A 16,350-nucleotide genomic window follows, 5' to 3' on the forward strand; every position below is an offset into this window, starting at 1 on the left:
ACGATCATGATATAATCATATTATTATGAGGATGACAATTCTAACAAAAAATTGCGTAATATTAGCACGATATTATCATTGATCGGTGGTGTTTTTATGTACGAACACCGTTATCGGGAGATTTCGGCACACGGCTTGCCCGACTTTCCTTTTGATGTGTATACGAACGAACATCATCAGAACAAACATGCCATCCTACCCATTCATTGGCATAATGAAATGGAAATGATATATCTTGTTAAGGGTTCGGCCCTATTTAAAATCGAAAATCGGGACTATTCTTTACGAGCGGGCGAAGCCGTAATCGTTCATCCGGGAGAGCTGCATTCCGGAATCCGTACCGAATCCGGAGAAGTCGTTTATCATTCCATCGTGTTTAGATTTTCTTGGCTTTCGTCCTTCCAAAAGGACCGTATCCAAGAACAGTTTATTTTTCCGATTCTGGACGGGACGATCAGATTTCCCGCCTTCTTGTCCCCTGACAAACGGGAGCACGATAAACCCCTGGAATTTATAAGAAATATTCTTATGGAAAACGAAAGAAAAGCGTACGCCTACGAAATGAATTTGAAAGCCTACTTGATAGGGTTGATTGCCCACTTGTATCAGAACGATTTGATGGAGTCTAGAATTGAAATCAAGTCGCGACAAGGGCGAGAGCTGCACCATAAAATGAAAAGCTTGTTATCGTTTATGGATAAGAATTTAAATAACAAATTGGAATTAAACCAACTCGCGTCTACCATAAATCTAAGCAGTTCGCATTTTTGCAGATTCTTTAAAGATCAGACCGGGATGCGGCCAATGGAATATTTGAACTATATCCGAGTAAACAAAGCCGCCACTTTGCTTCGAACGGGAACTTACAGCGTAATCGATGCCGCATTCGAAACGGGCTATCAGCATATAAGCTATTTCTCCAAATGGTTTAAAATCTACATGAGTATGACTCCTTCAGAGTATAAGGCTTATTACGCATCCGGGATCTAGCTTAATAAGAGTTAAGGCCTTTTCTCCCTTGGAAGAAAAGGCCTTATTTTGCGCTCGATCTATGCTATGAATTGCTATTGCGAACTATTGGACCAGAATGTAATCAAGGTTAATCCATCCCGTATCGCCCGTTTCATATTTGTACGTAATGGTATTGACTCCCGAGTTCAAAGCCAACGCTTCGGTCTGGTTCCCCCACGTATCCCAGTTCGCGAGCCTTGGGAAGCCGGATTGCTTGATTTTCGTTCCGTTCACGTAAATACTTACGGTGGATGGATTGTTCTGAGCGTTTGAGTAACGAGCAGTTACGTTATAATTGCCTGCGGTTGAAGCGGTTACGCTAAATGTCGTGGTTGCGCCCAGGGTCACGTATCCGTCCACGAATCCACTTCCCGTATATCCCGGATGATCCGTATTGACTTTAGCGCCGCCCGTAAGCTGCGCGGATTCCGCCTCGAACTTAACGGGGGCGAGCGAAATATGATCGAGGTTGATCCATCCCGTATCCCCCGAATCGTATTTGTAGGCAATCGTATTCGTTCCGGCGTTCAGCGTCAGCACTTCCGTTTGATTGCCCCACGTATCCCAGTTCGCTAGCCTCGGGAAACTTGCTTGCTTGATTTTCGTGCCATTCACGTAAAGACTGACGGTGGACGGATTGTTCTGAGCGTTCGCGTAACGAGCCGTCACGCGATAGGTGCCGGCGGTCGCGACGTTCACGCTGAAAGTCGAGGTCGCGCCGGATAGCCAATACCCGTCCACGAATCCGCTGCCCGTATATCCCGAGTGATCCGAGTTCGTTTTGGCCCCTGCCGAAAGCAGAGCGGATTCCGCTTCGTACACGCTACCGGAAGCGGACGCCGTTACTCTTACGATATATTTAGATTCCGGCGACCGATTGCCCTGAGCGTCGATAATGTACAGCTTATAAGTGCCGGAGGTTTGCGGGACGGCGATCGAAGAAGCCGTGCCGCTTGCTTTGGTCATCGTCGCTCCTTCCACGAAACTCGTCGTACCCGCGGGCGCCAGCCAGACGAACTTGCTCGCGTCTCCGGTGGATTTCAAGCCGATCGATGTCGTCGTCGCACCCGTGAATACGCTGGCCGGCAGCACATAATCCTGCAAAGGAACAGCCGCTGGCGTAATAAAACCTCTGTACGAACCGGAAACGCCGGAATTCACCGTAATGTTATAGGCTTGAACCGGCCATACGTTATCCGAATACGCGTTGACGTCTTGTATGACGCTATTCGGCACGCTGTAGTTGGAGATTTTGTTGACGGTCGCATAGTTCTGCGTGAAGTTCAAATCGTGTTTATAACCGAAGGTCGACGTATTATCGGAATTCAGCGTCCAGGTGATTCCTGGATTGACGTTCATAACGTTGTTCTGCATCGTGAGGTAAGCCGACCCTTCATCCGGATGCATGGCATACTTATGTCCCGCAGGGACGCCTTCGAAATAGTTGTTGCCGATCGTGGTCGCGGGCATGCTTCCCAGCGTGTAGATCGGACCCGCATCGTTTAAGACTTGCATCGTGTTTACGATATGATTGTAGCTGAGATTGTTGTTCTTCGCCGTCGCGGTGGGGATGTTCGGCAACGTGGAGACGGAATTACCGTTGAAGTTCGACCATCCCCATCCGAGCGAAATACCGTTATACGGCGTATTCTCGATCCGGTTGCGGATGACGTTCAACGTATCCGTGAAAAACGCTGTAATCGCAGCATGCCCCAAGAACAGCTTGCTCGAATCCAAAATGTAGTTGTCGGAGACCGTGATGTTCTTTGGAATGGCTTCCGTACCGGCGGCGAACTTCTCCTTGGAAGCTGGCGCGCCGTTCGAAACTTGATAATTCGATGGGTCGTTCGCGTAAACGTGCTGCGGATGACCGACGGATACCGAAGTGCCGCCCGTTGAATAGATGTAATTTCCGGAGATCAGTGCGTTCTGGACGTCGTTCTCCAACACGATGCCGTCCGCACCGGTAAGCTTGACTTCTCCGTCCAGAAATTGAATGTTATTGGCGGCATTCACCTCGATCGCTCCGGGGAAAACGTCGTAGTTTCGATAAAAATCCCGGTGCCAGTTGGGATTCCCGTAGGCCGTTACAACGGTTGCCGCCTGCACGGTCGCGGCTCCGGAGGAGTTTCCGATTTGGTACAGGTTGTAATCCGAGTGGGCGAACGAGATGCCTTTGAACGCGAGGTTCTGCACGCGGCCCGTAATCGGAGTGCCTTGAATGTTGATTAGCGTTTCCAAATTCGGCGCTATGATCTCCGCCGTGCTCATATTCTCGCCGGAACGCGGATAGTAGTAAACCGTTTGGTTAGCTCGATCGAAATAGAATCGTCCCGGGCTCGTCAGCCATTCGAACACGTTATATACGTTCTGGGAACCGCTCGTGTTATAGGGCGACCAATTGATGCGCTGCGCAATGGCGCCGTAAGGCTGCTGCAGCATGGCGGCGACTTGCCCGCTGCCGATACTCGCGATGGAATCCACGCTAACGATAACGCGATTCCAAGTCATCTGCGTTTCAAGCTCGATGTCCGATGGGTTCCGAGTCGTGGTCGGCAAATCGGACCCGTTGAATTTCGTCCCGGCCGACTGCGAACCGCTCTCCCAAGCCCAGGAGGCTTGCCCGGCCGTAATGGAGTACGTGCCATAGCCGCCAAGAGCGCTTATCGTCTTGCTCGTCATGTAGGCTCTTTGGCCGTTGACGTATAAGGCGCGAAGCTTTTTGTTTCTTGTCAGCGTAGCTTTATATAAGTTCGGATTCGTCGTATCCTGCGTCCAACCGTTAATCTTGGCGCCTCCGCTGATGACCGGCTTTTCCCCGGGATAGGCTTCGTAACGAATTTGAAAGCCGTTCGTCCCCGAGTCCGCGTTCGCGAAATTTACCGTATTGCTTAGGAAGTAATTCCCGCCACGCAAGTAAACGACTATATCTCCAGTCATGGAACCGTTGACGGTCCGAACCGTATCCCTTGCTTTTTGGAGCGTCAAGAACGGCGCCGATTGCGTGCCGGAATTCGAGTCGCTGCCGGAAGGAGAAACGTAATAAGTCGCTTGAATAGCGGCGCTTGCTTTTTGCGGCCACGCAATCATTGGAGCGCTTAAGCAAAAGATAAGACACACGAGACCGATAAATCGAATGCGCGGATAAGCCGAGTGAACAATGGACATTATTCCAGCCTCCTTGAATTTTAATCGCCCTGCGTACCAACGAAAGGCTAAGCGATTTACACGATCGTCACCTCCTTCTTAGATTGAATGCGCTTTCAAAGTTCCCTGATAATTACCAATGTAAGCGCATTTATCTAATAATTTCATTTTAATGAAGAGTAACCGCAGCCTCCATGCAGTTGTTTGTGTGATTTTTTGCACTTTCTTTCCGTTGACGTAAACAGGAACCCTGCTTTGCAGTCCTTAGAATGGCAGGTTTTATCGGACGATCGGAAAGAGAGTATTGAGCCGAAAAACCATTCAAAGAACCCGAGAAACTATTTAAAGAGCGCGAGAAACTATTTAAAGAGCACTAGAAACCATTCAAAATACTTGGAAAGCATCCTCACCCCAAACGGGGCCAGCTCCTTTAATCGGAAATCATTACTACTTATTTGCCCGCTAGGCTTGTCCAGTACGATGGTAATCATCGTTATTCAAGCCAATTAGCTCTATTGAATTCAAAGTAGGTTGAAGAACATCGCTATTGATCGAATATTCGGAAGGCATACAATAAATTTAGAACAATAGCGATAATAAGCATCCTTATCCATCATATATTTTGATCATGCATCGAAATTACATTGATTAGCATCGCTATTGGATACGTACTCAAGGGAATCGTAAACAAGAGAAACGAACCCAAGAGAAACGTACCCAAGAGAACTTCCTTTAACAGACTCGAGCAGTAACGGTAAATCCGACTATGGCGGGACATCCCGGAGCATCGCTCACCTCATCGTCGGAAAATCCGACTATGGCGGGGACTTCCGAAGCTTCGCTCACCTCATCGTCGGAAAATCCGACTATGGTGGGGACTTCCAAAGCTTCGCGCACCTTATAGTCGGTAAATCCGACTTTGGGCGGGGACTTCCGAAGCTTCGCTCACCTCATAATCGGAAAATCCGACTATGGCGGGACATTCCGGAGCATCGCGCAACTCATCGTCGGTAAATCCGACTATGGCGGGACGTTCCGGAGCATCGCGCACCTCATCGTCGGTAAATCCGACTATGCCGGGACATATCGGAGCATCGCGCAACTCATCGTCTTATATAAAAAATAGGCTTCATCACGATGATGAAGCCTGGCTGACGGTATGTTCGGACGCTGCTTATTCTCTAAATTCTTGCGGCGTTACGCTAAAATGTTCTTTGAAAACCTTGATGAAATAGGTCGGATTTTTATATCCCAGCATGCCGGCTACTTCATATACTTTATATTTGCTGTCTTTAAGCAGAAAAACGGCTTTCTCCATCCGCAGCCGTAGCAAATAATCGGTTATGTTTTCTCCCGTTTCCTTCTTGAACACTTTGGAAATATGGGTTGGATGCAGGAATACGTGATCGGCAATCGCCTGAAGAGAGACGTCCTCCGAGAGATGCTCTTGAATGAATTGCTGAATCTGGCTGACCAGCGAATGACGGGAGTCGGACAATTCCGCGTTCATCTCCTCCTGCAGCTTGTCCAGCATGCTCGAGGCCCAATGCTTCAGCTCGTCGTCGCCTTTCAGATCCTCGAATTTGTGCAAGCGATAATCCGCCAGCATTCTGCCGTTCTTGTGAACGAAGTAGGAGAAAGCGGCTTTGATCGCATAATCGATTTCGGACAAATGTTCGTTTGAGCCCCGATAGTCGGAACTCCACTCCCGAAATATTTCTTCAAGCTTTTCTCTGGCGCCCGTCCAGTTGCCTGCTTCCAGCAAGTGCGCAAGCAACGGAGGCGTATATAACGACTTGACGACATGGGGCGCAACTCGGGAATTTTCTCCGTTTAGCCTGACTACAATATCGTTGTCGTTACCGATTTGCGAACGAACCGTGGTAACGCAACGTTGGTACAACTCCTCCAGATTTTCCGGAAAAACGCCCGTAGGCGACAAGATCACGGAAACGGTCAAACGCAGCAATTGATTGACAATCCTTCTCGACTCGTCTGCCAACCTTTCAAGCGACTGACCTTTCTCCCCTTCCGGGTTATTATTTACGACAATCAGAAGGTGCCCGTACAAATCCTCGCAGCTCCAACACCCGTAGCCATCAGCCAGCAACTCCTCCACGATGTTGGTTACGGCAAAGCCCATAACCGGCAAGTCCGAAGTTCCATAGTACCGCTTACGATCTTCGATGCGGATGAGTATCAGCGACACTTCGTCGCCGACGCGTACCGGAATATCGTACAAATTCAACTCCTCGGCTAATTTCCTGCCGTTCCATGACCGGCCTTGGATCAAATTGTTCAAAAGGTTGGCGCGCAACACGGGCAGATTGCGATGGATCGAGCTCTGCGATTGGATATACGTGCGCAACTGCTCTTTCTCCGCCAGCAGTCCGTCGACCGCCTCCCTAACGGCGGCTATCAGCTCTTCATCCTTGACGGGCTTGAGCAAGTAGTGCGACACCTTGTGCTTTAACCCTTCTTGGACGTATTCGAACTCCGCGTGTCCGCTAAGCATCATGCAAACCGTACCGGGCCAACGGCTCTTAATGGCGCCGATCAGTTCGATACCGTTTAATCCGGGCATACGCACGTCTGTAATGACAAGATCCGCCGGATCATCCTCCATCACGTCAAGCGCTTGCTTACCGGAATACGCGGTGCTTATATCGGTAATGCCGACCTCGGACCAGGATAAACTCGCGACCATACACTCCACCAGATGTTCTTCGTCATCCACGATCAACAGCTTCATCGTCCTCAGTCTCCTCTCTCCAATGAAGCTCCGCCCGAAGTCCCGACGCGAGATTAATAGACAGCGCTAAACCGGATTTCGAACCGTAACGAAGCCTAAGCCTCCGATGCACATTGACGAGCCCGCAGCTTTCCGACCTTTCGTCGATTGGGCTATCCAGCAATTTACAAAGCTCGCTTAGGCGCTCGGATGTCAGCGAACCTCCATTATCATCCACGAATATCGAGCATGTTTCCCCGATGCGTCTCCCTGTAATCGTTATTATACCAGCCCCTTCTAGCGACTCGATGCCATGAATCAAAGCATTCTCCACGATGGGCTGCAAGATCAGCCTCGGTACCTCAAGGTCCAGCATGTCGGCATCGACGTCGATGTCGTAGCTGATGCGATTCATGCGCATCCGGTGGATGCTCAAGTAATCTGCTGTATTTTTAAGCTCTTCTCTGAGCTTGACCTGCTGATTTTGGACCCTCGTCGAATAACGATAATAATCGGACAAGTGGTAGGCCATTTTCAGAACGGCGTCTTTTTTCTCCAATTTGGTCATGCTGATGATATACGACAAGCTATTGTACAAAAAATGGGGATTGATTTGCGATTGCAGCTGTTTAAGCTCCGCATCGCGTGCCTGCAGCTTCTGTACGAACACGTTTTCGATAAGTTGCTGAATTTCATCCGTCATTTCGTTGAACCGGGAAATGATGAGTCGGAATTCATTCTTAACCTGGAGCGAGATTCTGGTTCCGTACTGTCCCATTTTGATCTTCTGCACGCCTTTGACAAGCTCGCGCAGAGGCACTTGAACGTTGCGATAAAGCACCCAAGCTACGGCGATTCCGACTACGAGCAACAATCCGTAGACGAGATAGGAGAATCGGTTCGTCATGCGAAGCGGCGTCAGGATATCTTGCACGGGAACGATATTAACGACGTAGCCCCCCAGCGAGCGTACCGTAGAATACGTCAATAAATACGACATTCCTTCGACCTTAAGCGTTATGTCGCCTTGCTCGGACAACTGGGTCCTTCCAAGCGTGTCCAAAGCATCTTTGAGCAATTCCGGCGGGCAGGTGCTTGACGCCAACGATGCCGCGTTCGACTTGTAGAACAAGACATTGCCGCTTCCCTGAGCATCGAACTGATCGAGCATGCGGACAATATTATTCATGTCGAAGCTAATTTCGACGATGGAATTGGCTTTGGACATATCAACGGCCGCTTGGTAGGGCTCGACCGTGATCAGCTCCAGCTTGGAGAAACCTTCCGAGTTATCGCTTGGCGACGGAAAATTCCAGATGCCTTTCCTGAGCTTCAAGAAGAGCTCCGGATGATAAGCCACGCCGCGGGCCGTTGAAATGGATTGCCCCGTTCGAGGCGAATACACGGTAATCTCTTGAGTCCAGTCGGACGAAGCGATCTGCAAATACAGCTTATCCTGAATGATTTTTTTGCGGCTGATCTGCTCGTAGGAGCTGAAGTTCAACAACGACATATCCTGGAATTCAATGACGTTAGGATCTCGGATCAACACGCGGGAGAACGTCTCCAACTGCATCATAATATTGTCCATCTGCGTAGCGAGCGTAGACAGCTGCCCGATGCTTGATTGTTTGATTTGCTTAGTGATAACCTTCTCGTTCATGTTGTGGGAATAGATAGACAACAGAAGCACGGGCAATAAAAGTAAAATCAGCGAGCCGACCAACTTGGAGAAAAGACTGCGTTCATTATGGCCCATGGACTTGGCTCCCGAGTTTTTGCCTATTCTATTCTTTAACCGCACCCATAGTCAACCCTTGCACGAAAAATCGCTGCAAAAACGGGTATACGAGCAAAATCGGAAGCGCGCCGATCAGAATTTGAGCGGAACGAACAGTTCTCTCCGATAAGATTTGCAATTGCGACGGATCGATATTCGTATTACGCATGTCTCCGCCCTGAATGATCGTCTGCAAGAACGTCGCCAGCGGATATTGCCGGTAGTCCGTAATATAAATCAAGCCATCGAACCAAGAATTCCAATGCCATACCATCGCGAACAAAGACAACGTAGCCAGCGAAGGGAGCGACAGAGGCAGAAATATTTTCGTCAGGGAGCGTATGTATCCCGCTCCGTCGATGTATGCCGCTTCTTCGAGCTCCTTGGGTATGGATCTGAAAAATTGCATCATTAATATCGTATTATAGACGTTCACGGCCGAAGGAAGAATTAACGCCCAAAGCGTATTAGTCAATTCAAGCTGGGTCACGATCATATAGGTAGGAATAAGGCCGCCATTGAACAGCATGGTAAATACGAAAAACCAGGAATAGAGAGATCTGCCGGAAAAAGAACGAGACAATACGAACGCGGCCGATACGGTCAGGGCCATGGACAATACAGTGCCTGCGACCGTCCTTTCGACCGACAGCACAAGCGAGCGCAAAAACAGCGGGTTGGCAAGCGTTCTTTCATAAGCTTCCGTGGAGAATCCGACCGGCCAGAAGTATACCCGGTTGGCCATCGCCGCGGAGCTTGAGCTGAAAGATACGGCCGCTACGTGGATTAACGGCAAAATGCAGAGCAAGGCAATCGCCGCTAGCAGTATAGCGTTGATGCCTGAAAACCAACGGTACCCGATCGAGTATCGATACATATGTTCAGCCACCTTTCCTCAAAAGATGCGATAATTGCCAAATCGATAGGCCAATCGATAAGCAGTCACGATCAGCACGAAACTGACTGCCGATTTGAACAGGCCGACGGCCGTCGCGAAGCTGAAGGAGCCGCTCATCAATCCTACGCGGTAAACGAACGTATCGATAATATCCCCCTCGTGATAAACGAGCGGATTGTACAAGTTGAATATTTGATCAAAGCCCGCATTCAAGATATTGCCGAGCGAAAGCGTTCCGACGACCAGAATGACGGGGACGATCGCCGGCAGCGTGATATGCAAAGTCTGCTTAAACCGGCCGGCACCATCGATCTCGGCCGCTTCGTACAAAGACAGATTGATGCCGGTCAGCGCGGCTAAATAGATAATCGTGGAAAAGCCGAATTCCTTCCACACGTCGCTTACGATTACCGTGAACCGAAACCAAGTTCCGTCCCCGAGAAAGAATATAGGTTCAAGCCCCACGCCGGACAACATTTGATTCACAATGCCTTTATTGCTGAGAATATCCGTCAAAATCCCCCCCAGTATGACCCATGACAGGAAATGGGGAAGGTAGACGAGCGTCTGTACGAATCGCTTGAATACCAGTTTTCTCACTTCGTTCAACAGCAGCGCAAACATAATCGGAATAACGGTATTGGCTGCAATCTTGAACGACGCGATCAAAAACGTGTTCCAGATCACCTGCGTGCTGTCCGGATAAGTAAACATATATTCCAGATGCTTCAGACCGACCCAAGGCGAGTGCCAAATACCCAGTCGCGGTTTGTAATCCTGAAAAGCCATAAGCAAGCCGGTCATCGGCAGATAGTTAAATACAAGCAAACAAATGACCGAGGGCAATATGAGCAAATGAAGCGGCAGCTGACGAGTCAGCCTCATTCCGCTTTTTCCTTTTCCCCTCATATACCATCACCTCTCTTTCTTGTTGCGCAATCAGGAGAGGCCTTACGTGTCGCTCGTACCGTAAGGCCTTTCCCGAGCGAAGCCTGTTATTGGTTGACCGACTCGTACCACTCGTTCACTTCTTTGGTTATTTGATCGCCGCCCGAGGACTTCCATTTGTTGACGAAGCTATCGAACGCGTCCGGCGATTCTTGTCCGTAAATGATTTTCAAGAAGATTTCGTTTTCCATTTTACGCAACAACTCGCCCTTTTCGGCCATCGTCGGGGTTGGCGGGCCGGTAAACTTGTCGAATACGGCAGCCTGATCCAAATAAGTATCCAACACGGCAGCGGCTTCCGCCCATTTCTTCGGTCTTGCTGCAAAATAGTTCTCGTAAGGCGTTTCGGGAGCTTCGCCCCGCCCGAGCTTGGCCATCACTTCGAGCTCCTTCTTCGGAGCCTGGATGTCGTTTCCATAAATCGTATATTTCTTCACGTCCACGAAGCCTCCCGGGATCTTGTCCGAATCATACACCGGTTTGCCGTCTACCATGACATAGTCGTAGCCTTCGGCCCAGCCGTTGGCGAATTCCGACGATGGATCGTATAAGCCCGGCCCCATAATGGCGTCCAGATATTGGAAGAGAACGTCCATATGTTTGAAATCCTTATTGAAGTAGAACCGGACGGAGGATTGCGGTTCGCTGCCGAAGCCAATTTGACCGTCGATACCGGCCGGTACCGGCACCGGTATATAATCGAACTTCATATCCGCGTTAAACGGAAAAGTGGGCATCCAAGTGGGACCGAATACCATGCCCGACTTGCCTTGGACGAAGCTTTCCGCGGCCTTGGATTCGTCCATCGCTCCCGCGTCCTTATCCAAGTATCCTTTTTTCATCCACTCGCTCAGCTTTGCCAACCCTTGCTTCATGGTCGGCTGCACCGAACCGTACTGCAGCTTGCCATCGGCGCCTTCGGTCCAATAGGTCGGAACGGCCGAATGTCCGAACAAGAAGTCGCTCGATACCATAAACGTATCCTTAACCGTGCTCACGCCTTTTTTCAGCGATAAGGACAAGCCGATCGTATCCTTCTTGCCGTTGCCGTCCGGATCTTGATTGACGAACGCGTCCATGACTTTGTCCATATCCTCGATCGTTTTCGGCACCTGCAATCCGAGCTTGTCCAACCAATCCTGGCGAATCCATAACACGCTAAAAGAGCTGATGGCATTAAAAGTAGGAAGTCCGTAATGTTTGCCTTCATAGGACACGGTGTTCCAGATTTCCGGATATTTGGCATACAGTTCTTTGAGTCGCGGAGAAGCATATTTATCGAATGCCTCCGTAACGTCCATTACCTTCCCGGAATCGACGACCTGGTTTTCGAGGGTAGGATCGTTAAGAGTAAATACGTCCGGCAAATCTCCGTTTGAATTCATTAACAGACGTAGCTTCGTTGTATAGGCCTCGCCGGTCCCGACAGACCAATCCACCTTGAAGTCGATACCGAATTTCTCTTTGGCCCATCTGGTGTGAACGTTATCCTCGATCGTTTCGCCGTTCTTGAATTTGTTGTCGGAGCCGACTACGCGTCCTAATTTGACCGTAACCTCCTGTTGCGAGTTATCCCCGCTTGCTCCCGATGTTGAAGACGGTTCCGTCTGGTTCGCATTCGATTTTGCGCTGCAGCCCGCGGCAGACAGCACCGCGACTGCGAGCGCTAGCGCTCCCAAGGAATGTTTCGCGAGTCTCTTCTTCATGTAACGACCTCCTTTTTTTGATTCATGATGAGTATAGCCCCAGCGCGAAAAGCGGATATATATCAAAAAAAAGAGATTTATATCACTTTATTAGTCACTATCGTTTTTCTTCATTTTTTTATATTTTTTTGATTTATATTATATTTCATATCGATCGGATAGCGATTGATATGGCAAGCGGTTTTAATATTCCTAATATGGCGGTGATAACGAATTGTTGTACGCGGGAACGAACTACCACCCTCACGACTGGCCACGCGAGCGCTGGAAACAAGACATTGACCTAATGAAAGAGGCCTCCTTCAATTTGGTTCGGCTCGGACACCTTTGCTGGGATAGCTTTGAGCCCACGGAAGGAAATTATACCTTCGAGTGGTTCGATGAAGTCATGGATCTGTTCGCGAAAGCAGATATCAAGGTCGTACTTGATATCGCGACGCGGCCTGCTCCGACCTGGCTGCATAAGAAATATCCGGAAATCGATCTTGCCGACGCAAACGGCATCCGGATGGAAGCGCAAACCCGCTATATGGAGGATGTCGGGCATCCGGCTTTTCAGGAATACGCCTACAAGTTCGCGGAGACGCTGATCTGCCGATATCGCAACCATCAAGCGTTATACGCGTTCGGTTTGTGCAATGAATTCGGCTCGGGCTCGCCATCCTATTCCGCGTCGGCTAGAGACCGATTCCAGTCTTGGTTGAGCGCCAAATACGGCACGATCGAACACCTTAACCATGCCTGGACGACGCAGCGCTGGTCCCGTAAGCTTAACAGCTTTCATGACGTGGTGCTTCCGGTCTCGGGTTCGGTACGCGGAGCGCCCGAACGACTGCTTGACATGTCGCGCTTCTATTCCGACGAGGTATTGGAATTTATGCACGGATTAAGTCGCCTCGTCAAGAGGCTTGCGCCGAAGGCAAGGGAAACGACGAATCATTGGTCGGAAAATCCCGGATACGGCTTCGACTATTTAAAAGAATATGACGAAATGATCGATCTGCCCGGTATTGGCTTCTACCCGGGCACGAACCCCGAAGACAGGAGAGCGCTGATTGCCGCTTGCTTCTTTATGGATCATCGCATCGGCGAGCTCGGCCGGCCTATCTGGTGTCTCGAATTTCAGACCGGCGACTTTGGGGGCTACGGCTCCCCTCGCAACGCCATGCGAATGTATGCTTATTTGTCCCTCATTCATAGATCCCAGACCGTTTGTGCCTGGACGTGGCGCTCTATGCTTGGCGGAGAGGAGCAGTATATTTTCGGTCTTGTCGACCATGACGGAGAACCGGGATGGAAATACGGAGAATTCAAGCAGATCGCCGAGGAGTTTAACCTGTTGAAGGATTACGGCCTCCCTCGCGACGCGTCGCCGGAAATCGCCGTCGCTTATTCGTTCGAGAGTCTTAAGGTTGCGGCAGGCAACAAGAGCTTCTACAAGACGGATTATACGGAACAAGTCCTTCAAGCCTACGAGACGCTTGAACTTTCTAACTTGGACTGCAATATCGTGAACCTGCGCCGAATGCTCCTAAGCTACAAATTGTTGATCGTACCGGGACATGCCATCATGGACGACGACTCCGCGGCGACGATCCGCTCTTATGTCGAGAATGGGGGCACCGTCGTCATGACGGCATACTCCGCCAAGGTCGACGCCCACAACCGCGTGTTCGATTCGCCGTTGCCCGGAGCGCTTAGCGACGTATTCGGCATACGCATCGGGGCGTTCGCTCGAACCCGTAGCCATACGCCGAGCGAGAACGCCGGCGGATTGGAGAAAACGGAGCTGCGCCTGGAACGGGAGCGGCCGGTCATCGTCTTGGGCCAGGAACGTTACGAACCTCCTATCGATTATTACGAAATGATCGAAACCAAGACGGCCGAAACGGAAGCCTTCTTCGACAACACGCTGGAGCGTTCTCCTGCGGTTACGCGGAATCGCTATGGCAAGGGAGAAGCCATCTATGTCGCCATACCCGCCTCCACGGCATTTCTGAAGCCGTTCCTGGAATCGCTGTACCCGGCGCTTGGCATCGAGACGGGACCGGTCACGCCGCCGGGCGTCGCCGCGCGCAGACTGGAAGACGGCTCTACTCTTTATGTGAATACGATAGGCAAAGATCAAACGATTGCGCTTGAGCATCCGAAAACCGGACTTCTAACCGGCAGGCAATATCGGAACTCTCTGGAGTTGTCCGCCTATGAAGCGGAATTGCTTTTAAACAAAGAACGATAAAAAGAAGGAGCCTAACCTCATGAACGAATGGATTAACAAAGCGGCGCAAGTAACACCTTCATCCAGTCAGGTAGCGTGGCAACAACTGGAGTTTTACTCCTTTATTCATTTTGGAATCAATACGTTCACGGACAAGGAGTGGGGTCTTGGCGACGAGAATCCCGCATTGTTCAATCCGACGGAATTCAGCGCGAAGCAATGGGTAGACGTTTGCAAGTCGGCAGACATGAAAGGGCTCATCCTCACTTGCAAGCACCATGACGGATTTTGTCTTTGGCCCAGCGATTACACCGAGCATTCCGTTAAGCACAGTCCATGGCGCGGCGGAAACGGGGACTTGGTCAAGGAGGTTGCCGAAGCATGTCGGGAAGGAGGCATCCGGTTCGGAGTCTATTTGTCTCCTTGGGACCGACACGATAGGCGTTACGGGTCCGACGAATATAACTCGTACTTTAAAAATCAGTTGCGTGAATTGCTGTCCCGGTACGGGGATGTCTTTTGCGTTTGGTTCGACGGTGCTTGCGGCGAGGGTCCGAACGGCATGAAGCAGGTTTACGACTGGGAAGGCTACTATGAAGTCATTCGCGAATTGCAGCCCGAGGCGGCCATCTCCGTTTGCGGCCCGGACGTTCGCTGGTGCGGCAATGAAGCCGGTCATACCCGGGAATCCGAGTGGAGCGTCGTTCCGGCGCATCTTCAAGATATCGAGAAAATCCAAGAAAAATCGCAGCATGTCGACGACGGAGAATTCTCCAGACTGGTTCGTTCCCAAGACGAAAATATAGGCGGCAGAAGTGCGATTCAGAATGCGGAGAAGCTAGTATGGTATCCCGCCGAGGTCAACACGTCGATCCGTCCGGGCTGGTTCTATCATGAATACGAAGACGACAAGGTCAGGAGCGTAGAGGAGCTTCTAGACATCTATTACAAATCCGTCGGCGGCAACTCCACTTTCCTGTTGAATCTTCCACCGGACCGGCGCGGACTTATTCATGAACGCGATGCCGAGACAATGGCCGCTCTTGGTCGATCATTGTCGTCCACATTCCGTAACAATCTAGCAGAGGGAGCCACCGTTAGCGCATCGGAAGCGCTGGACGACCTTCACGTCGCAGGACGAGTTATCGACGGCAACTCGGATTCTTTCTGGCGCCCGAATGAGGGAACGGAGAAAGCTTCGCTCTTGCTCGAGCTGCGAGAGGAAAAAACGTTCGACACGATCGTACTTCAAGAGCATATCAAGTCCGGTCAGAGAATCGAGGAATTCAGCATCGAATACGAGCAGCAAGGCATATGGGAGCCGCTCTGCCAGTATACGGTCGTTGGGTATAAACGAATCTGCAGATTTCCGGTAACGACCGCAAAACGTATTCGACTGACCATAGACCAATCCCGTTGGTTCCCCACCCTTTCCGCGTTCGAGGTATATCTTGACAAGCGCTAAATAGCCTTTCATTCCTCCTATATGGCCCTTGCGAAGGCGCACTTCGATTAGTGCGTTTCGTGAGGGTCTTTTCTATATGCGCGGGTCTTCTACCGTTAGCAAAGGTATGATTCTAGGTAAGTAGGATGGTAATCATCGTTATTCAAGCTAACGAACCCTATTGGAGGAAAAAGTAGGTTGAAGAACATCGCAATTGATCGAATATTCAGAAGGAATACGAAAAATTTAGACCAATAGCGATAATAAACATCTTTATCCATCTTATATTTTGATTATGCATTAAAATTACATTGATTCACATCGCTATTGGATATCACCAGTAACGCTATTTACAGTATCTTCCGGCTGCATAATTAAGTAGGAGGGGGCGGCTAGCCCCCGACCTCTCACACCACCGTACGTACCGTTCGGTATACGGCGGTTCATGAAATATTCCGTAATGAGTT

The 16,350-nt window shown here is 50.1% G+C and carries 9 protein-coding genes; 3 read left to right on the forward strand and 6 right to left on the reverse strand.

Annotated elements, in window-relative coordinates; all coding sequences use genetic code 11:
* Positions 1-96: 96 nt before the first annotated feature.
* Positions 97-990 carry a helix-turn-helix transcriptional regulator gene (locus DFP95_RS12270; protein WP_115992896.1) on the forward strand — a complete coding sequence of 298 codons (894 nt, stop codon included), beginning with the start codon at positions 97-99 and terminating at the stop codon, positions 988-990.
* A gap of 84 nt (positions 991-1,074) precedes the next feature.
* Here DFP95_RS12270 and DFP95_RS29370 read toward each other — a convergent pair whose 3' ends face one another.
* The 6 genes from DFP95_RS29370 to DFP95_RS12305 all read right to left on the reverse strand — a co-directional run bounded on the left by DFP95_RS29370 (position 1,075) and on the right by DFP95_RS12305 (position 12,221).
* Positions 1,075-4,179, reverse strand: coding sequence for a CBM35 domain-containing protein (locus tag DFP95_RS29370; protein WP_115992897.1), 3,105 nt, complete (start codon positions 4,177-4,179; stop codon positions 1,075-1,077).
* A gap of 1,153 nt (positions 4,180-5,332) precedes the next feature.
* Positions 5,333-6,910: a response regulator gene (locus DFP95_RS12285; protein WP_115992899.1), complete on the reverse strand. Its 1,578-nt coding sequence runs from the start codon at positions 6,908-6,910 to the stop codon at positions 5,333-5,335.
* Positions 6,888-8,648, reverse strand: a complete 1,761-nt coding sequence (locus DFP95_RS12290) for a sensor histidine kinase (protein ID WP_115992900.1) — start codon at positions 8,646-8,648, stop codon at positions 6,888-6,890. The genes DFP95_RS12285 and DFP95_RS12290 overlap by 23 nt, the downstream gene beginning before the upstream one ends.
* A gap of 28 nt (positions 8,649-8,676) precedes the next feature.
* Positions 8,677-9,546: a carbohydrate ABC transporter permease gene (locus tag DFP95_RS12295; RefSeq protein WP_115992901.1), complete on the reverse strand. Its 870-nt coding sequence runs from the start codon at positions 9,544-9,546 to the stop codon at positions 8,677-8,679.
* Positions 9,547-9,564: 18 nt separating this feature from the next.
* Positions 9,565-10,476, reverse strand: coding sequence for an ABC transporter permease (locus DFP95_RS12300; protein ID WP_245987593.1), 912 nt, complete (start codon positions 10,474-10,476; stop codon positions 9,565-9,567).
* 86 nt (positions 10,477-10,562) lie between these two features.
* Complete coding sequence (locus DFP95_RS12305) at positions 10,563-12,221, reverse strand: extracellular solute-binding protein (RefSeq protein WP_115992902.1); 1,659 nt, start codon at positions 12,219-12,221, stop codon at positions 10,563-10,565.
* Between the two features lie 217 nt (positions 12,222-12,438).
* On the opposite strand from DFP95_RS12305, the gene DFP95_RS12310 reads away from it, so the two are divergent.
* Both DFP95_RS12310 and DFP95_RS12315 read left to right on the forward strand, forming a co-directional pair.
* Complete coding sequence (locus DFP95_RS12310; protein WP_281273410.1) at positions 12,439-14,460, forward strand: beta-galactosidase; 2,022 nt, start codon at positions 12,439-12,441, stop codon at positions 14,458-14,460.
* A 19-nt stretch (positions 14,461-14,479) separates the two neighbouring features.
* Positions 14,480-15,904, forward strand: coding sequence for an alpha-L-fucosidase (locus DFP95_RS12315; protein ID WP_115992904.1), 1,425 nt, complete (start codon positions 14,480-14,482; stop codon positions 15,902-15,904).
* Positions 15,905-16,350 lie beyond the last annotated feature (446 nt).

It is taken from the genome of Cohnella lupini (assembly GCF_003386205.1).
GTDB classification, from domain to species: Bacteria; Bacillota; Bacilli; order Paenibacillales; family Paenibacillaceae; genus Cohnella; species Cohnella lupini.

What these genes read in the sequence shown, in the direction of transcription:
- DFP95_RS12270 (WP_115992896.1), top strand. Translation starts at nt 97, where the DNA reads ATGTACGAACACCGTTATCGGGAGATTTCGGCACACGGCTTGCCCGAC.
- DFP95_RS29370 (WP_115992897.1), bottom strand. Translation starts at nt 4,179, where the DNA reads ATGTCCATTGTTCACTCGGCTTATCCGCGCATTCGATTTATCGGTCTC.
- DFP95_RS12285 (WP_115992899.1), bottom strand. Translation starts at nt 6,910, where the DNA reads ATGAAGCTGTTGATCGTGGATGACGAAGAACATCTGGTGGAGTGTATG.
- DFP95_RS12290 (WP_115992900.1), bottom strand. Translation starts at nt 8,648, where the DNA reads ATGGGCCATAATGAACGCAGTCTTTTCTCCAAGTTGGTCGGCTCGCTG.
- DFP95_RS12295 (WP_115992901.1), bottom strand. Translation starts at nt 9,546, where the DNA reads ATGTATCGATACTCGATCGGGTACCGTTGGTTTTCAGGCATCAACGCT.
- DFP95_RS12300 (WP_245987593.1), bottom strand. Translation starts at nt 10,476, where the DNA reads ATGAGGGGAAAAGGAAAAAGCGGAATGAGGCTGACTCGTCAGCTGCCG.
- DFP95_RS12305 (WP_115992902.1), bottom strand. Translation starts at nt 12,221, where the DNA reads ATGAAGAAGAGACTCGCGAAACATTCCTTGGGAGCGCTAGCGCTCGCA.
- DFP95_RS12315 (WP_115992904.1), top strand. Translation starts at nt 14,480, where the DNA reads ATGAACGAATGGATTAACAAAGCGGCGCAAGTAACACCTTCATCCAGT.